We start from the raw sequence: 16953 nt of genomic DNA on the forward strand, positions 1-16953 counted from the left end.
TGTTCAGTCATGAACGGCTTCTCCGGTTTTCTTCGATTTGAACATGTCCAGTGCCAGCATCACCGCGCCAACGGTGATGGCGCTGTCGGCGAAGTTGAACGCCGGGAAGTACCAGCGGTTCTGCCAGTGCACCAGAATGAAGTCGATCACATGGCCCAGGGCAATGCGGTCATACAGATTGCCCAGCGCGCCGCCCAGCACCAGCGCCAAAGCGACAGCCAGCCAGGTATCGTTGCGGCCCAGACGCTTGAGCCAGACCACCAGCACCGCACTGACCACAATCGCGATCAGGGCGAACAGCCAGCGCTGCCAGCCGGAGCTGTCAGCCAGGAAGCTGAAGGCAGCGCCGGTGTTGTAGGCCAGGGTCCAGCTGAAGTAATCGGGAATGATCACGATCTGCTGGAACATTTCGAGCTTGCCTTCGAAGTAGAACTTGCTGGCTTGGTCGATGACCAGAACCAGCAAACTCAACCAGAGCCAGCTCAACCGTCCGAAACGGCCAACGGCGTTAGGCATAGTGACGAACCTCGCCGGCGCCGCTGATGTTGTCGACGCAACGACCGCAGATTTCCGGATGCTCCGGGTTCACGCCAACGTCTTCGCGGCAGTGCCAGCAACGGGCGCATTTCGGGAAGGCCGATTTTACGATCTTCAGTTTCAGGCCGCTGACTTCGGTGGCTACCGCGTCCGCAGGTGCCTGAACGAAAGGTGCCACGCTGGCAGTCGAGGTGATCAGGACAAAGCGCAGCTCGTTGCTCAGCTTGGCCAGGTCGGCACTCAGCGCCTCTTCGGCGAACAGCGTCACTTCGGCTTGCAGGTTGCCACCGACGGCTTTGGCCGCACGCTGGATTTCCATCTCTTTGTTGACCGCTACCTTCACTTCCATGATGCGATCCCAGTACGCGCGACCCAGCTCGAAGCCTTCCGGCAGCTCGGTCAGACCTTCGTACCAGGTGTTGAGCATCACCGATTCGTTGCGCTCGCCCGGCAGGTACTGCCACAGCTCGTCGGCGGTGAACGCCAGGATCGGCGCGATCCAGCGTACCAGCGCTTCGGAGATGTGGAACAGCGCGGTCTGGCACGAGCGACGTGCCTTGCTGTCGGCGCCAGTGGTGTACTGGCGATCCTTGATGATGTCGAGGTAGAAACCACCCAGCTCCTGCACGCAGAAGTTGTGGATCTTCGAGTAGACGTTCCAGAAACGGTATTCGCCGTAGTGCTCTTGCAATTCGCGTTGCAGCAGCAGCGTGCGATCCACCGCCCAGCGATCCAGTGCGAGCATGTCTTCAGCCGGCAGCAGGTCGGTGGCCGGGTTGAAACCGGTCAGGTTCGAAAGCAGGAAACGCGCGGTGTTACGGATACGACGATAGGCGTCCGCGCTGCGCTGCAGGATCTGCTCGGACACGGCCATTTCGCCGGAGTAGTCGGTCGACGCGACCCACAGACGCATGATGTCGGCGCCCAGGGTGTCGTTGACTTTCTGCGGCGCAATCACGTTGCCCAGCGATTTGGACATCTTGCGGCCGGACTCATCGACGGTGAAACCGTGGGTCAGCAGCTCGCGGTACGGCGCGTGGTTGTCGATGGCGCAACCGGTCAACAGCGACGAGTGGAACCAGCCGCGGTGCTGGTCGGAACCTTCCAGGTACAGGTCGGCGCGCGGGCCGGTTTCGTGACCCATCGGGTGCGAACCGCGCAGCACGTGCCAGTGGGTGGTGCCCGAGTCGAACCACACGTCGAGGGTATCGCTGATCTTGTCGTACAGCGGCGCTTCGTCGCCCAGCAGTTCGGCGGCGTCGAGCTTGAACCAGGCTTCGATGCCTTCAACTTCAACGCGCTTGGCGACCTCTTCCATCAGCTCGACGGTGCGTGGGTGCAGTTCGCCGCTTTCCTTGTTCAGGAAGAACGGGATCGGCACGCCCCAGTTGCGCTGACGGGAGATGCACCAGTCCGGACGGTTGGCGATCATCGAGTGCAGGCGCGCCTGGCCCCAGGCCGGAACGAACTTGGTGTCTTCGATGGCTTTGAGCGAGCGCACGCGCAGGGTGTCGCCGCTGACCGGCTCCTTGTCCATGCCGATGAACCACTGCGCGGTGGCGCGGTAGATCAGCGGGGTTTTGTGGCGCCAGCAATGCATGTAGCTGTGTTCGATGACGGTGGTGTGCAGTAGCGCACCGACTTCGGTGAGTTTTTCGACGATGGCCGGGTTGGCCTTCCAGATGAACTGGCCGCCGAAGAACTCCAGCGACGGCACGTACACGCCGTTGCTTTGAACCGGGTTGAGGATGTCATCGTTGACCATGCCGTACTTCTTGCAGGTCACGAAGTCGTCCACACCGTAGGCCGGGGCGGAGTGAACCACACCGGTGCCGGCGCCCAGTTCGACGTAGTCGGCCAGATAGACTGGCGACAGGCGGTCGTAGAACGGGTGACGGAAGTTGATCAGTTCCAGCTCTTTACCGGTGGTGGTCGCGATGACCGAGCCTTCAACGCCGTAACGCGACAGGCAGGACTCAACCAGCTCTTCAGCCAGGACCAACAGCTTGTCGCCGATATCAACCAGGGCGTAATTGAATTCCGGGTGTACGTTCAGCGCCTGGTTGGCCGGGATGGTCCACGGGGTGGTGGTCCAGATCACGATCGAAGCGGGTTTGCTCAGCGATGGCAGACCGAACGCGGCGGCCAGTTTGGCTTCGTCGGCGATCGGGAAAGCCACGTCGATGGTCGAGGACTTCTTGTTCTCGTACTCGACTTCGGCTTCGGCCAGCGCCGAACCGCAGTCGAAGCACCAGTTCACCGGCTTGAGGCCCTTGAACACGAAACCGCCCTTGACGATTTCGGCGAGGGCGCGGATTTCACCGGCCTCGTTCTTGAAGTCCATGGTCTTGTACGGGTTGGCGAAGTCGCCCAGCACGCCGAGACGGATGAACTCGCTCTTCTGCCCTTCGATCTGCTCGGTGGCGTAGGCACGGCACAGCTCGCGGGTCTTGTCCGCGCCCAGGTTCTTGCCGTGGGTCACTTCAACCTTGTGCTCGATCGGCAGGCCATGGCAGTCCCAACCTGGAACATACGGCGCGTCGAAACCCGACAGGGTTTTCGAGCGGATGATCATGTCCTTGAGAATCTTGTTCAGCGCATGACCGATGTGGATCGTGCCGTTGGCGTACGGAGGGCCGTCGTGCAGGACGAACTTCGGACGATCCTTGCCAATCTCGCGCAACTTTCCGTACAGGCCAATACTGTCCCAGCGCTGCAGGATCTGCGGTTCGCGCTGTGGCAGGCCGGCCTTCATTGGGAAGGCGGTGTCCGGAAGGTTTAGCGTGGCTTTATAGTCGGTCATTTAAGGCTCTTCATTAGCGATGGGCGCTAGGTGCGGCTAGTGCACGGGCGGCGGCGACATCCGCGTTGATCGCCGTTTTCAGTGCCTCCAGGGAGGCGAAACGCTGCTCTTCACGCAGCTTTTGGTGGAAAACCACCGTCAGACGCCGGTCATACAGATCGCCGGCAAAATCCAGTAGATGAACTTCAAGGTGGGCTTTGCCATCACCTTGGACCGTAGGCCGCACGCCGATATTGGCGACGCCGGGCCAGGTCTTGCCGTCGATGTCCACATCCACCAGATAAACCCCGGTGAATGGCACGCGACGACGCTTGAGTTGAATGTTGGCAGTGGGCGTACCCAGTTGCCGGGCCAGTTTCTGACCGTGCAGCACGCGACCGGCGATCCGGTACGGGCGGCCGAGCAAGCGTTCGGCCAAGGCAAAATCGGCGGCGGCCAACGCGTTGCGCACCTGAGTGCTGCTGACGCGAATGCCGTCCAGCTCGACGGTTTGCGCGGCTTCCACGGTAAACCCGTGAACCTGGCCGGCCTGCAGCAGGAAATCGAAATCGCCGAGGCGGTCGCAGCCAAAGCGGAAATCGTCGCCGACTTCCAGATGCTGCACGCCGAGACCGTCCACCAAAATGGTATCGACGAACTCACTGGCGCTGAGCTTGCTCAAGCGCTGGTTGAATGCCAGGCACAACACCCGGTCAACGCCTTCGGCGGCCAGCAGCTGCAGCTTGTCGCGCAAGCGAGCCAAGCGCGCCGGCGCGGTCTCCGGGGCAAAGAATTCCCGTGGCTGTGGCTCGAAAATCACCACGCAGCTGGGTACGCCCAACTCAAGCGCACGCTCACGCAGTCGGGCCAGGATAGCCTGGTGACCACGGTGAACACCGTCAAAGTTGCCAATAGTGGCGACGCAGCCCCGATGCTGGGGGCGCAAGTTGTGGAGGCCTCGAACCAGCTGCATAACGCGCTTCTTGCTCATAAAGTGGTCGATTATAACCACACCCGACGGTCGACGACAGGCAACACCGTAACGCAAAGTGATCGAGCCGACAAAACTGCCGGCCCGCGCCCGGTTATAAAGGCTGAAACCTCAGCTCAAAGCCTTGCGATTGAAGTCGCGCAGACGGAAACCGAGCAGCAGCAACATACCGAAATACGCCACCACACCAGCAACCACCAGCGCCCCCAGACGCAGAAAGCGCTCCAGCATGTGCCCCTGATCCCAAGCCGGCATGAAATGCATGCCCAGCAGCAATACCGCCGACATCACCGCCACTGCCACCACCAGTTTGAAGCCAAATGTGTACCAGCCTGGTTGCGGCTGATACATCTTTTGCTTGCGCAGTTGATAGAACAACAGCCCGGCATTCAGACAGGCACCGGCACTGATCGCCAGCGCCAGCCCGGCGTGAGCCAGCGGCCCGATCAACACCAGGTTGAACAGTTGAGTGACGATCAGTGTGAAGATTGCGATTTTTACCGGGGTGCGGATGTTCTGTTGCGCGTAAAAGCCCGGCGCCAGCACTTTGATCACGATAATCCCGAGCAGGCCGACAGAATAGGCAATCAACGCACGCTGGGTCATGGACGCGTCAAACGCGCTGAATTGACCGTACTGGAACAATGAGACGGTCAGTGGCTCGGCGAGAATTCCCAGAGCCAGTGCACACGGCAACACCAGCACGAAGCACAGGCGCAGCCCCCAGTCGAGGATCCGCGAATATTCGTGGCGATCCTTGCTCGCATAAGTCTTGGCCAGCGTCGGCAGCAAAATGGTGCCCAACGCTACGCCGAGCACACCGGACGGCAATTCCATCAAACGGTCGGCGTAATACATCCACGACACCGAGCCGGCGACCAGAAACGAGGCAAAAATGGTGTTGATGATCAGCGAAATCTGGCTGACCGAGACACCGATGATCGCCGGCAGCATTTGCTTCATCACTCGCCAGACGCCGCTATCGCGCAGATTCAAGCGCGGCAGCACCAGCATGCCGATCTTTTTCAGGTGCGGCAGTTGATAGAGCAACTGCGCCAGACCACCGACCAGTACCGCCCAGCCGAGAGCCATCACCGGCGGATCGAAATACGGCGTGAGGAACAGCGAGAACACAATCATGCTGACGTTGAGCAGGGTCGGCACGAAGGCCGGCACCGAAAAGCGGTTCCAGGTATTGAGGATCGCCCCGGCCAGCGAGGACAGGGAGATCAGCAATATATAAGGGAACGTCACCCGCAGCAGGTCGGAGGTGAGCTGGAATTTTTCCGGCGTGTCGGCAAAACCCGGCGCCGTGGCCCAGATCACCCACGGCGCGGCGATCATGCCCAGCACGGTGACCAATGCCAGCACCAGGGTCAGCAGGCCCGAGACATAAGCAATAAAGGTACGGGTCGCCTCTTCACCCTGCTGACTCTTGTATTCCGCCAGAATCGGCACAAAGGCCTGCGAGAACGCGCCCTCGGCGAAGATTCGCCGCAGCAGGTTGGGCAGTTTGAAGGCAATAAAAAAGGCATCCGTCGCCATTCCGGCACCGAACGTGCGAGCGATGAGCGTGTCACGGACGAACCCGAGAACCCGGGAAAGCATGGTGATAGAGCTGACGGCGGCCAACGATTTGAGCAGATTCATTGAGGGAATGTGTGCCTGTCGATAAACAGCAGGCGAACAATGCGCCTACTTGTGCGATACTCTGCGCCGCAACAGCACAGAGCCAAAGCTCGCGAGTTTACAGGTCAAGCGCCGGAAATAAATATCCCGCCTCTTTACACCTACCACTTAGCGGAACGTTTCAAGCGCCCTTGACAAGACTTCTCTTCATCGGCATGATTCGCGGCCTATTTTGTTTGCTATTTCCTAAAAAGTCTTTCGAGGAGCTCGACGGTGGCCAACTCACCTTCCGCCAAAAAACGTGCAAAACAGGCTGAGAAGCGTCGCAGCCACAACGCCAGCCTGCGTTCCATGGTTCGTACCTACATCAAGAATGTAGTTAAGGCCATCGACGCAAAAGACGCTGAAAAAGCTCAAGCTGCATACGTTCTGGCTGTGCCAGTTATCGACCGCATGGCCGATAAAGGCATCATCCACAAGAACAAGGCTGCTCGTCATAAGAGCCGTCTGAATGGCCACGTCAAGGCACTGAAAGAAGCTGCTTAATCGACGTAGTCATTAAAAAACCGACCTTAGGGTCGGTTTTTTATTGCCTGCGATTTAGTAAATCCCGCACATAAAAAAGTGGGAGCGGGCTTGCTCGCGAATGCAATCTGTCAGCCGGCATTTCTAGCGACTGACACGACCTATTCGCGAGCAAGCCCGCTCCCACATTGTGGATTTGCGGTGTTATTGCTGAACAGGAACCCACGGCACGATCGGAATCGCCGTCACCGCATTCTGCGGGCTACCTTCGATCACGCGATCGCTGTAGACAAGGTACACCAGCGTATTGCGCTTCTTGTCAAGGAAACGCACCACCTGCATGGTCTTGAACACCAGCGATGTGCGCTCCTTGAACACCTCATCACCATCCTTCAGTTCTCCCTTGAACTTGATCGGACCGACCTGACGACAGGCAATCGACGCCTCGGCACGATCCTCGGCCAGACCCAGACCACCCTTTACCCCACCCGTCTTGGCGCGGGACAGGTAGCAGGTCACGCCATCGACTTTCGGATCATCGAAAGCCTCGACCACGATCCGGTCATTTGGGCCGACGAACTTGAACACCGTCGACACCTGACCGATTTCCTCGGCCGAGGCCAGTAATGGCAACGCCATCAGCAGACCCAACAATCCTTTTGCCATGCGCATCGCGTTTTTCCTTAGACCAGAATCAGGTTGTCACGGTGAACCAGTTCCGGCTCAGCCATGTAGCCCAGCACGCCGACAATTGCATCCGACGACTGACCAATGATTTTTTGCGCTTCAAGCGCACTGTAGTTGGCCAGACCGCGAGCAATTTCGCGACCGTCCGGCGCCACGCAGACCACCATCTCGCCACGCCGGAAGCTGCCCTGGACCAATTTGACGCCGACCGGCAACAGACTCTTGTTGCCCTGGGACAATGCCGACACCGCACCCTCATCCAGCACCAGCGTGCCGCGCGTCTGCAGATGCCCGGCCAGCCACTGCTTGCGCGCCGCCAGCATGCCGCGCTCAGGAGACAGCAGCGTACCGATGCGCTCGCCAGCCTTCAGGCGATCGAGCACTCGCTCCAGACGCCCACCAACGATGATCGTGTGCGCCCCGGAGCGCGCCGCCAGCCGCGCCGCACGCAGCTTGGTCTGCATGCCGCCACGCCCCAGCGCGCCACCAGTACCGCCCGCCACCGCATCAAGCGTCGGATCATCGGCGCGCGCTTCGTAAATCAGTTGCGCATCAGGGTTATTGCGCGGGTCGGCGTCGAACATGCCGTCGCGATCGGTGAGGATCACCAGCAGATCAGCCTCGACCAGGTTGGCCACCAGCGCCGCGAGCGTGTCGTTGTCGCCGAAACGGATCTCGTCGGTGACAACTGTGTCGTTTTCATTGATCACCGGGATGACTTTCAGCTCGACCAGGGCACGCAGAGTGCTGCGGGCGTTCAGGTAGCGCTTGCGGTCGGACAGGTCATCGTGAGTCAGGAGAATCTGCGCGGTGTGCCGGCCATGCTCGGCAAAGCTCGACTCCCAGGCCTGCACCAAGCCCATCTGGCCGATTGCAGCAGCGGCCTGGAGCTCGTGCATCGCACTGGGTCGTGCGGTCCAGCCCAGACGACTCATGCCGGCAGCCACCGCCCCGGAGGACACCAGCACCAACTCGACACCTGACTCATGCAGGGCGACCATTTGCTCGACCCAGACACTCATTGCCGCACGATCCAGCCCTTTGCCATCAGCTGTCAGCAAAGCGCTGCCGATCTTCACGACCCAACGCTGCGCACCTGTCACTTTGCTCCGCATCATCTTCAACCTTAGCTTGAGGACAGCGCGACCCAGCGCTGCCCGTGACGTTAATCGTGGCTATTGGTGACCAACGATCGATTTCCAGATACTAAAACGCCGCTCGATTGAGCGGCGCTTAAGTTTACTGCAACGAATCAGTCGCGCACGTAAATGATTTCCGGACCGTCTTCATCATCCACATCTTCTTCGTCCCAGTCATCGTCGCCGATGTCGTGGACCGACTTCACGCCGCTGCGACGCAGGGCACGCTTGTCATCCAGCGCCTGCAACTGTGCACGGGCTTCGTCTTCGATGCGCTGATCGAGATCGGCCAGCTCTTCCTTGTACGCCGGGTCGTTAGCCAGGCGATCGGCACGATCTTCCAGATAACGCATGATGTCGCGGGTCAGGCGCTCGGTGCCTTCTTTGGCGATGGCCGAGATCACGTAGACAGGACCTTCCCACTGCAGGCGATCAACGATTTCCTTGACGCGCTCTTCATGCTCTTCTTCAAGGATCTGGTCGCACTTGTTCAGCACCAGCCAGCGATCACGCTCGGCCAGCGACGGACTGAATTTGACCAGTTCGTTGACGATCACTTCAGCCGCGTCCGGTGCGCTGGTGTCATCCAGCGGCGCCATGTCGACGAGGTGCAGCAACAGACGCGTACGCGCCAGGTGCTTGAGGAAGCGAATACCCAGGCCGGCACCGTCGGAAGCACCCTCGATCAGACCCGGAATGTCGGCGATGACGAAGCTTTTCCAGCGGTCAACGCTGACCACACCCAGGTTCGGCACCAGCGTGGTGAACGGGTAGTCGGCAACTTTCGGCTTGGCCGCCGACACCGAACGGATAAAGGTACTTTTACCGGCATTCGGCAAGCCCAGCAGACCAACGTCAGCCAGCACTTTCATTTCCAGTTTCAGGTCGCGCTGCTCACCCGGCTTGCCCGGAGTGGTCTGGCGCGGCGCACGGTTGGTACTGGATTTGAAACGGGTGTTACCCAGACCGTGCCAACCGCCCTGCACTACCATCAGTTTCTGGCCGGCCTTGGTCAGGTCGCCAATCACTTCCTGAGTGGCCGAGTCGATCACGGTGGTACCGACCGGCACGCGCAGGATCAGGTCTTCACCTTTCTTGCCGGTGCAATCGGTGCTGCCGCCGTTGGAGCCACGCTCGGCATCGAAGTGCCGGGTGTAACGGTAGTCGACCAGGGTGTTGAGGTTTTCGTCGGCCATCATGTAGATGGAACCGCCGTCACCGCCATCACCGCCGTTCGGGCCGCCGTTTTCAATGAATTTTTCCCGACGGAAACTCATGCAGCCATTGCCGCCGTCGCCAGCTTTTACGCGGATCGATACTTCGTCTACAAACTTCATAACTCAACGCCTCTCGCCATACGGACGAGCCGAAAAACAATCAAGACATAAGACTCTTGCAAAAATGAGCGCAGCGACCCCAAAACACGACCTGCATCGCACGCCGACAGCCCATACAAACAGTTTTGCAAGAGACTCACCCCACAAACGAAAAAGCCCCGTCGCAAGACAGGGCTCTTCCAGCGATCTCGCGATTAAGCCGCGACAACGCTCACGTAACGACGACCGAAGGCGCCTTTTACTTCAAACTTGATCACGCCTTCGATTTTCGCGAAGAGGGTGTGATCCTTACCCATGCCAACGCCGTAGCCAGCGTGGAATTGGGTGCCGCGCTGACGCACGATGATGTTGCCGGCCTTGATGACCTGGCCGCCATACATCTTCACGCCAAGGCGTTTGGCTTCTGAGTCGCGACCGTTACGGGTACTACCACCAGCTTTTTTGTGTGCCATGAGTTCAATTCTCCTAGTGAGGAATTAGGCTGTAATTAAGCCTGAATACCGGTGATTTTGATCTCGGTGAACCACTGGCGGTGGCCCATACGCTTCATGTGGTGCTTACGGCGACGGAACTTGATGATGCGGACTTTATCGTGACGACCTTGGGAGATCACTTCAGCCTTGACGGTTGCGCCAGCAACAACAGGTGCGCCGATGTTCACGTCGTCGCCATTGGCGACCAGCAGAACGCGGTCAAAAGTCACGGATTCGCCAGTAGCGACTTCCAGTTTTTCGATCTTCAGGTATTCACCTTCAGCGACCTTGTATTGCTTACCGCCGGTAACGATTACTGCGTACATGGTATTTCTCCGATAATCCTGCTCACCCAGCTCTTTATAAGAAGAGGTATTGGCTGGCATGGCTGCATGGGGCTGGAACGGCCCAAGTGCAATTGCGTAAGGCAGGTGCTGCCCAGGAAGTTCAGGGTGCGCGATTGTACGCAAGCCGCGAGAGTCACGCAAGTGGCCGTCCATCGCGCCTTGACAGGCCCCGGTGTGGGTCCTAGCATGCCGCGCAACCCTTCTGGAGCAACTGTCGCTGATGCAACCCCAAGCTTTCTACCGCGCGGTGGCGGACGATTTTAACGCCGTCGACGGCATCATCAAGAAGCAGCTGACTTCCCGAGTGCCGCTGGTATCGAAAATCGGCGATTACATCACCTCGGCCGGCGGCAAACGCCTGCGTCCTTTATTGGTGCTGCTGTGCGGCAAGGCCCTGGGTCGCGAAGGCGACGACATGCGCCTGCTGGCCGCCACCATCGAATTCCTGCACACCGCGACCCTGCTGCATGACGACGTGGTCGACATGTCCGGCATGCGCCGTGGCCGCTCGACCGCCAACGCTATGTGGGGCAACGCCCCGAGCGTGCTGGTCGGCGACTTCCTGTACTCGCGCTCGTTCGAAATGATGGTCGAGCTGGGCTCGATGCCGGTGATGAAGATCCTGTCCCAGGCCACGCGCATCATCGCCGAAGGCGAAGTGTTGCAACTGTCCAAGGTACGCGACGCCAGCACCACCGAAGAAACTTACATGGAAGTCATCCGCGGCAAGACCGCGATGCTTTTCGAAGCCTCGACCCACAGCGCCGCCGCACTGGCCGGTGCCACCGCCGAGCAGAGCGAAGCCCTGCGCACCTTCGGTGATCACCTCGGCGTGGCGTTCCAGCTGGTCGACGACCTGCTGGACTACAAGGGTGATGCCGAGACTCTGGGCAAGAACGTCGGTGACGATCTGGCCGAAGGCAAGCCGACCCTGCCGCTGATCTACACCATGCGCGAAGGTACGCCGGAGCAAGCTGCTCTGGTACGTCAGGCGATCCAGAAAGGCGGGATCGAAGACCTCGAAAGCATCCGCATCGCCGTGGAAGCCTCGGGTTCGCTGGAGTACACCGCGCAACTGGCCCGCGACTACGTGGCCCGTGCGATCAAGTGCCTCGACGCGCTGCCGGCCAGCGAATACCGCGATGCACTGGTGGAACTGAGCGAATTTGCGGTCGCCCGCACGCACTGATCTGCCTTCTGTGGGAGCGGGCTTGCTCGCGAAAGCAACCTGTCATTCAACATTAATGTTCAATGACACACCGCATTCGCGAGCAAGCCCGCTCCCACAGTTGTTTCTGCTCTATGCCCTCCTGCGCGTAAAACCCTATACAATGTGCGACTTTTAGCGATCCCCTATCAAGGAGCCTTAGTGAGCACGTTGCCACCCTGCCCGAAATGCAATTCCGAATACACCTACGAAGACGGTGCCCAACTGATCTGCCCGGAGTGCGCCCACGAGTGGTCGGCCAACGGCGAAGCCGAAGTGGCATCCGATGATGCCGTGAAGAAAGATTCGGTCGGCAACGTGCTGCAGGACGGCGACACCATCACCGTGATCAAGGACCTGAAGGTCAAGGGCACCTCGCTGGTGGTCAAGGTCGGCACCAAGGTCAAGAACATCCGCCTGTGCGATGGCGACCACGACATCGACTGCAAGATCGATGGCATCGGCCCGATGAAGCTCAAGTCCGAGTTCGTCAGAAAGGTCTGATCCTGCTGTCAGCCATCCCGTGCCCGCCGCGGGATGGTGCGTCACCCTCCCCGCCAGCCCCCGCATTCTCGCGTAATAGCCAGACGCCAGCCGTTTTGACCTTACGCAATCTTTACCCGGAAAAAATCGCATTCCGCCAATAGGCACTTGCTATTTGACGAATAAGAATTATTCTCATTGAAACCTTTCAAGGAGATGAGACCCATGACTTATTTGATCGATGCCTGGCTGGATCGCCCACACCCGTACCTCAGGATCCTGCATCGGGAAACCGGCGAAGTCTGTGCGGTACTGGAAGAAGAAGCCCTGCATGAGCTGCAGGATCAGGGTGATCTGGACGTCAGCAGCCTGAATTCCAGCGAACCGCTGGTGCTCAAGGAGCTGGTGCGCAATCTGTTCCTGTTCTGCTATGCCCGGGCCTTGCGCCCGACCAATGAGCTGCATCACAAGATCGAAATATGAGTAGCGCGGAAAAACTGTGGGAGCCAGCCTGCTGGCGAAAGCGCTGTGTCAGGCAACGGATGATTGCCTGAAAGGACGCCTTCGCGAGCAAGCCCGCTCCCACATTATTGACCTGTCACCGGGACAGGCCAGGTCTTACAGAACGTCCAGCAGCTCGACGTCGAATACCAGAACGCTGTGCGGCGGGATGCTGCCAACGCCTTGAGCGCCGTAAGCCAGTTCGCTCGGCACGTACAGGCGCCATTTGCTGCCGGCGTTCATCAGTTGCAGGGCTTCGGTCCAGCCGGCGATCACGCCGCCCACCGGGAATTCTGCTGGCTGGCCACGATCGTAGGAGCTGTCGAACACAGTGCCGTCGATCAGCATGCCGTGGTAGTGAGTACGCACGGTGTCTTCACGGGATGGCTTGGCGCCTTCGCCCTGGGTCAGCACTTCGAATTGCAGACCGGAAGCCAGAGTAGTGATGCCTTCTTTCTTGGCGTTTTCAGCCAGGAAAGCACGGCCTTCACCGGCAGCCGCTTCAGCCTTGGCAGCGGCTTCGGCTTGCATGATCTCGCGGATCACTTTGAAGCTGGCGGACATGGCTTCCTGATCGACACGGCTTGGCTTGCCGGCGAATGCGTCGGTCAGACCGGCCAGGATGGCGTCCAGGCTGACACCCGGTGGCGGGTTGTCGCGCAGCTGGTCACCCAGCTGACGGCCAATACCGTAGCTGACGCGGGTTTCGTCGGTGGACAGATTTACTTCGGACATGACACTGCTCCGCTGTGCGGACGGCCATCAGACTTGCCGTGCGTGCACAGCGCGTCCCGGCGCGCCCGGAACCAAAAGGGCGAGCAGACTAGCACAGATGCCCGGCGATGGGGCGCAACGCCTACAGGGCCGAGCGCCAGGCCAGCGGCACTTTCAGGCTTTCCTCGTCACTGACGCCCAGGCCGCACATTTCATCGTGCACCGAGGTGTGTACGAGGTTGAACGGCAGCACCGGAAAGTTATGCAAAAGATCCCGTGCATGCTCCACCGAACGCAGCTGCAGCATCTCGCCCTTGAGATCACTCAGCGGATACGCCGCCCCGTGCATCCGCGCTTCGAGCAGATAAATCCCGCCCTCCATGGAGATCAGGTTCAGCTCATCGACCTTTCTGGCGATGGCAAACGCATTCAACTCTTGCAGGTTCATGAACGCACCTCGTGCGGTGGCGAGCCAGGACCCTTACAGGGATATGCCCGCGCGCGCCAAAGCACAAGCCACAAACGACACCGCCCGTCTGTTTCGCAACAGACGGGCGGTGTTTTTGCAGCGATCAAACAATGATCAGTGCTTGGTGAGCTTGTCCAGGTAACCCATCGCGAACGCCGAAATCACGAAGGTCATGTGGATGATCACGTACCACATCAGGTGCTCGGGATCGACGTTCTTGGCATCCATGAAGATCCGCAGCAGGTGGATCGAGGAAATCGCCACGATCGACGCCGCCACTTTCATCTTCAGCGACGAGGAATCCATGGTGCCCAGCCAGCTGAGCTTCTCTTTGCCTTCGTCGATGTTCAGCTCGGACACGAAGTTCTCGTAGCCGGAAATCATCACCATCACCAGCAGGCCGCCCACCAGCGCCATGTCGATCAGCGACAGCAGCACCAGGATCAGATCCGATTCGGCCATGGAAAACACGTTGGGAATGACATGAAACACTTCCTGGAAGAATTTCAATGCCAGCGCCAGCAGCCCGAGGGACAGCCCGATATAGATCGGCGCCAGCAGCCAGCGCGTGGCGTACATTGCATTTTCGATAAAGCGTTCCATTGACTCTCACACAATAAGGATTGAAATCGGCGGCGAGTATACCAGCCGCCCGTGACCGCCAGAAACCGCCCGGCTCGCACCTCCCATCACCGCAACCTGCGTGTGTGTGTGAATTTTTTTCTGCTACTGTCCAAACCATTGACCGCCTAGCGAAAGTGGACAGGACGACTGGAAATGCATGTGCGATTACCGTTGACGACTGCCGGAATTTGCCTCGTTCTGCTGCTGGGTGGCTGCTCACCCGGCGATGAGAAAAAGCCCTCGGTCAGCCTCGACGCGAAGACGGCAACCTTCGAACACTCACTGGACGCCATTACCGACCCGAAACTCAAGGACGCCGTGACCGAACTCGGTGGTTCGCTGCTGCTGCTCGAACGCGCGCAACTCAAACTTGACAGCACCCCGCTGAAAACCGTCTACGGCGAAGACACCCTCGGCATCCTCAAGCACTACCCTTCGCCGCAGGCGCTGGTCGATACCTTTATCAACGGACTGTTCGTGCTGCACAAGGACGCCAGCTCCGATTACCTTACCGACCTGCAACCGGTATTCCCGTTCAACCTGAACATTCCCGGCGGCTTTCTATTCCCGCACGGCGTGGAATGGCAGTCGGTGACCCTGAGCAACAAGCGCGTGATCGCCTATCAGCCGGAGTGGTCGGAAACCGATCCCGGCATTCAGTTGAGCCCGTCCAGCTCCAACGTCAACAACCCCGATGACCTGACCGTGACCTACCCGTTCATCGAAGGGCTGGACGTGGACAAGAAGAGCCAGCCACAACCGGTGAGCCTGCAAGGCAAAGTCGAAGTCATCGCGCCGCGCCGCCTGTTCAGCTTCAACCTGAGCCAGAAGGACGTCGGCCAGACCCGCACCGATGACAACCTCAGCGTCACCCTGCTGAAGCTTGAAAAGAACTACGCCGAAGTCGAATTCAGCAACAGCCTGCCATTGGCCCCCGAAGTCGAAGGCGCGCAGCTCAATCCAGTCATCGTTCAGGCCCGTGACACCAGCGGGCAATACCTGGTGCGCGCCGGCTCAATCAATGAGAGCCCGGCACAAGTCGCCTTCTACGAGAAACAACTGGCGTATCTGCAACAGCAGAAAACCTGGAGCGAGGCGTTGGAAAAACAGCTCGAGGACGAACAGCAGACCTTCGAGCAGCAGCATCCGCGCCGCTACAACAAGGTCTACTTCAACGGCCCCATCGACACCCTCGAAGTCAGCGTGCTGGATTTCTCATCGGCAACCGTGACCCGCAAAACACTGGATCTGCCAGTGCGCACTTTCAGCCAGCACACCACCGAAAAAGCCATCCAACCGCTGGACCCGGCGGTGGTCGTCTATGACGATCTGGCGCCGAACTGGCTCAAGGGCGCGAGCCTCACCGAGGAAGCGTTGAAGGCCGGTATCCGCATCCATCAGTCCGTGGAGGATCCGAGCGCTGCACGCATCGAGTTCTCTCACCGGCGAACCTTCAACGATGAATTGCTCGGTGATGATTTCAGCCCCGGCGAGAGTCCCGTGACGTTCTTCACCGAGAAACGCAGCGGCAAGCTCGATGAGCCGATCGAACTGCCGCCCGAGGCGTATCAGGTCGATCCGCTGCAGGCGACCATCACTTACGATTTGAACCTGTTTCCGGAAACCCCGGCGATTGCCGTGGGGTCGATGCCGCTGTTTCTCGCCAGCGTGGAGAAAAAAGCCTACGACGCCAAATCCCTGCCCAAAGGCCTGGAGATCAAGAACAACACGTTGGTGGTGGACCTGAAACTGTTTCCGGCCAACGCCTGGCGATTCTTCGTCAAGGACGACAGCGGCAACTACCTGAAACAGATTCTCTCGGTCAGTCACGACGCGAGTGCGGATGGCCCGGCGCTGTTCGGCGTGCATTACTTCTATGGCCGTCCAACGCACGTGGAGACCTATCAGCGGACCGAGCTCAATACCGTGCAATACGGCTTTGAGGTCAAACTCGACAAGGCGCAGCAGTCCGACACCGCGCCATGATTGCGCCTAGTGGTCGAACACGCCGACCGTACGCCCACGCCCGCCATTGATCTGGCGCAACTGTGCCTGCAGGTGCAGGCTCCAGATCTGCGGATCGTCGGCCAGCTCGTAGCCGTGCATCGTCAGGCTTTCCACAATAGTGTCGAGAATCGACTCGGCGGCGACCGGCCCGTGAAACGGGCCCTGGGCCTTGATGGCGGAGGGTTGTTCGCCGGCCATGCCGGCAGCGAAGAGCAAGGTCCACATGCCGTTATCGCCGGCCAACGGTTTGATGGCGCATTCGATGCGGGTCACAAGACCCAGGCACTGACGGGTGAGGCAGAGGTTGCGCGACATGGCGGCGACCCTCGGTAAAGCCTGTATTCAGCCTTCACGCGAAGGCTGTTTCGATCCAGTGATACTGTCGATGTCCTTGAGCAGAGAATAGAAGAAAAGTCCGCCGCGCAAGCTGGATAGAACCAGAAGGCGCCGAATGGTCATTGTGTGAATTCTGACGTCAGAGTAGTGGCACTTTTCCCGAAG

The 16953-nt window shown here is 59.4% G+C and carries 18 protein-coding genes; 5 read left to right on the plus strand and 13 right to left on the minus strand.

The features are described from left to right. Positions 1-3: 3 nt before the first annotated feature. The 4 genes from lspA to murJ form a co-directional block, all read right to left on the minus strand. Positions 4-516 (minus strand): signal peptidase II, encoded by a 513-nt coding sequence (gene lspA, locus KCG87_RS17965; RefSeq protein WP_007963824.1) that lies wholly within the window; start codon positions 514-516, stop codon positions 4-6. Beyond that, positions 509-3340: an isoleucine--tRNA ligase gene (ileS, locus tag KCG87_RS17970; protein WP_027612823.1), complete on the minus strand. Its 2832-nt coding sequence runs from the start codon at positions 3338-3340 to the stop codon at positions 509-511. The genes lspA and ileS overlap by 8 nt, the downstream gene beginning before the upstream one ends. Before the next feature lie 13 nt (positions 3341-3353). Further along, positions 3354-4292: a bifunctional riboflavin kinase/FAD synthetase gene (gene ribF, locus KCG87_RS17975; protein ID WP_003228347.1), complete on the minus strand. Its 939-nt coding sequence runs from the start codon at positions 4290-4292 to the stop codon at positions 3354-3356. 129 nt (positions 4293-4421) lie between these two features. Beyond that, positions 4422-5960: a murein biosynthesis integral membrane protein MurJ gene (gene murJ / locus KCG87_RS17980; RefSeq protein WP_210558636.1), complete on the minus strand. Its 1539-nt coding sequence runs from the start codon at positions 5958-5960 to the stop codon at positions 4422-4424. Between the two features lie 252 nt (positions 5961-6212). On the opposite strand from murJ, the gene rpsT reads away from it, so the two are divergent. Continuing rightward, positions 6213-6485 carry a 30S ribosomal protein S20 gene (gene rpsT, locus KCG87_RS17985; RefSeq protein WP_003228351.1) on the plus strand — a complete coding sequence of 91 codons (273 nt, stop codon included), beginning with the start codon at positions 6213-6215 and terminating at the stop codon, positions 6483-6485. A 183-nt stretch (positions 6486-6668) separates the two neighbouring features. On the opposite strand, the gene KCG87_RS17990 is transcribed toward rpsT, so the two are convergent. The 5 genes from KCG87_RS17990 to rplU form a co-directional block, all read right to left on the minus strand. After that, complete coding sequence (locus KCG87_RS17990) at positions 6669-7136, minus strand: CreA family protein (protein ID WP_003228353.1); 468 nt, start codon at positions 7134-7136, stop codon at positions 6669-6671. 11 nt (positions 7137-7147) lie between these two features. Next, positions 7148-8266: a glutamate 5-kinase gene (proB, locus tag KCG87_RS17995; RefSeq protein WP_098965699.1), complete on the minus strand. Its 1119-nt coding sequence runs from the start codon at positions 8264-8266 to the stop codon at positions 7148-7150. 137 nt (positions 8267-8403) lie between these two features. Then, entirely contained in the window at positions 8404-9627 is a 1224-nt protein-coding gene (cgtA, locus tag KCG87_RS18000) for an Obg family GTPase CgtA (RefSeq protein ID WP_003228358.1), read from the minus strand. Between the two features lie 194 nt (positions 9628-9821). Continuing rightward, complete coding sequence (gene rpmA, locus KCG87_RS18005) at positions 9822-10079, minus strand: 50S ribosomal protein L27 (protein WP_003228360.1); 258 nt, start codon at positions 10077-10079, stop codon at positions 9822-9824. A 35-nt stretch (positions 10080-10114) separates the two neighbouring features. Further along, positions 10115-10426 carry a 50S ribosomal protein L21 gene (rplU, locus tag KCG87_RS18010; protein WP_003228361.1) on the minus strand — a complete coding sequence of 104 codons (312 nt, stop codon included), beginning with the start codon at positions 10424-10426 and terminating at the stop codon, positions 10115-10117. Positions 10427-10667: 241 nt separating this feature from the next. Here rplU and KCG87_RS18015 point away from each other — a divergent pair, with 241 nt between their 5' ends. The 3 genes from KCG87_RS18015 (at position 10668) to KCG87_RS18025 (ending at position 12620) form a co-directional block, all read left to right on the plus strand. Continuing rightward, positions 10668-11636 (plus strand): polyprenyl synthetase family protein, encoded by a 969-nt coding sequence (locus KCG87_RS18015; RefSeq protein ID WP_003228362.1) that lies wholly within the window; start codon positions 10668-10670, stop codon positions 11634-11636. A gap of 180 nt (positions 11637-11816) precedes the next feature. Further along, complete coding sequence (locus KCG87_RS18020; RefSeq protein WP_003228364.1) at positions 11817-12158, plus strand: zinc ribbon domain-containing protein YjdM; 342 nt, start codon at positions 11817-11819, stop codon at positions 12156-12158. A 204-nt stretch (positions 12159-12362) separates the two neighbouring features. Beyond that, positions 12363-12620, plus strand: a complete 258-nt coding sequence (locus tag KCG87_RS18025; RefSeq protein ID WP_003228365.1) for a hypothetical protein — start codon at positions 12363-12365, stop codon at positions 12618-12620. A 135-nt stretch (positions 12621-12755) separates the two neighbouring features. Here KCG87_RS18025 and KCG87_RS18030 read toward each other — a convergent pair whose 3' ends face one another. The 3 genes from KCG87_RS18030 to KCG87_RS18040 form a co-directional block, all read right to left on the minus strand. Beyond that, the gene (locus KCG87_RS18030) at positions 12756-13373 is read right to left on the minus strand and encodes an FKBP-type peptidyl-prolyl cis-trans isomerase (RefSeq protein ID WP_003228367.1); all 618 of its coding nucleotides are present in this window, start codon (positions 13371-13373) and stop codon (positions 12756-12758) included. Between the two features lie 121 nt (positions 13374-13494). Further along, positions 13495-13800: a DUF6482 family protein gene (locus KCG87_RS18035; protein ID WP_096795239.1), complete on the minus strand. Its 306-nt coding sequence runs from the start codon at positions 13798-13800 to the stop codon at positions 13495-13497. 135 nt (positions 13801-13935) lie between these two features. After that, complete coding sequence (locus KCG87_RS18040) at positions 13936-14424, minus strand: TIGR00645 family protein (RefSeq protein WP_007963798.1); 489 nt, start codon at positions 14422-14424, stop codon at positions 13936-13938. A gap of 174 nt (positions 14425-14598) precedes the next feature. Between KCG87_RS18040 and KCG87_RS18045 the strand changes: the two genes are divergently transcribed. Continuing rightward, positions 14599-16431, plus strand: a complete 1833-nt coding sequence (locus KCG87_RS18045; protein WP_098965701.1) for a hypothetical protein — start codon at positions 14599-14601, stop codon at positions 16429-16431. A gap of 6 nt (positions 16432-16437) precedes the next feature. Here the strand turns inward: KCG87_RS18045 and KCG87_RS18050 are convergent, their stop codons facing one another. After that, positions 16438-16767 carry a hypothetical protein gene (locus KCG87_RS18050; RefSeq protein WP_007963794.1) on the minus strand — a complete coding sequence of 110 codons (330 nt, stop codon included), beginning with the start codon at positions 16765-16767 and terminating at the stop codon, positions 16438-16440. Positions 16768-16953: the final 186 nt, after the last annotated feature.

It is taken from the genome of Pseudomonas sp. MWU347 (genome assembly GCF_017947305.1).
In the GTDB taxonomy this organism is placed as follows: Bacteria; Pseudomonadota; Gammaproteobacteria; order Pseudomonadales; family Pseudomonadaceae; genus Aquipseudomonas; species Aquipseudomonas putida_A.

Bases quoted from the DNA above. Each gene is read 5' to 3' on its own strand.
- KCG87_RS18035 (WP_096795239.1), bottom strand. From the start codon at position 13,800: ATGAACCTGCAAGAGTTGAATGCGTTTGCCATCGCCAGAAAGGTCGAT.
- rpmA (WP_003228360.1), bottom strand. From the start codon at position 10,079: ATGGCACACAAAAAAGCTGGTGGTAGTACCCGTAACGGTCGCGACTCA.
- ribF (WP_003228347.1), bottom strand. From the start codon at position 4,292: ATGCAGCTGGTTCGAGGCCTCCACAACTTGCGCCCCCAGCATCGGGGC.
- KCG87_RS18030 (WP_003228367.1), bottom strand. From the start codon at position 13,373: ATGTCCGAAGTAAATCTGTCCACCGACGAAACCCGCGTCAGCTACGGT.
- KCG87_RS17990 (WP_003228353.1), bottom strand. From the start codon at position 7,136: ATGCGCATGGCAAAAGGATTGTTGGGTCTGCTGATGGCGTTGCCATTA.
- KCG87_RS18040 (WP_007963798.1), bottom strand. From the start codon at position 14,424: ATGGAACGCTTTATCGAAAATGCAATGTACGCCACGCGCTGGCTGCTG.
- rplU (WP_003228361.1), bottom strand. From the start codon at position 10,426: ATGTACGCAGTAATCGTTACCGGCGGTAAGCAATACAAGGTCGCTGAA.
- KCG87_RS18025 (WP_003228365.1), top strand. From the start codon at position 12,363: ATGACTTATTTGATCGATGCCTGGCTGGATCGCCCACACCCGTACCTC.
- murJ (WP_210558636.1), bottom strand. From the start codon at position 5,960: ATGAATCTGCTCAAATCGTTGGCCGCCGTCAGCTCTATCACCATGCTT.
- proB (WP_098965699.1), bottom strand. From the start codon at position 8,266: ATGCGGAGCAAAGTGACAGGTGCGCAGCGTTGGGTCGTGAAGATCGGC.
- KCG87_RS18045 (WP_098965701.1), top strand. From the start codon at position 14,599: ATGCATGTGCGATTACCGTTGACGACTGCCGGAATTTGCCTCGTTCTG.
- KCG87_RS18050 (WP_007963794.1), bottom strand. From the start codon at position 16,767: ATGTCGCGCAACCTCTGCCTCACCCGTCAGTGCCTGGGTCTTGTGACC.
- ileS (WP_027612823.1), bottom strand. From the start codon at position 3,340: ATGACCGACTATAAAGCCACGCTAAACCTTCCGGACACCGCCTTCCCA.
- cgtA (WP_003228358.1), bottom strand. From the start codon at position 9,627: ATGAAGTTTGTAGACGAAGTATCGATCCGCGTAAAAGCTGGCGACGGC.
- KCG87_RS18015 (WP_003228362.1), top strand. From the start codon at position 10,668: ATGCAACCCCAAGCTTTCTACCGCGCGGTGGCGGACGATTTTAACGCC.
- lspA (WP_007963824.1), bottom strand. From the start codon at position 516: ATGCCTAACGCCGTTGGCCGTTTCGGACGGTTGAGCTGGCTCTGGTTG.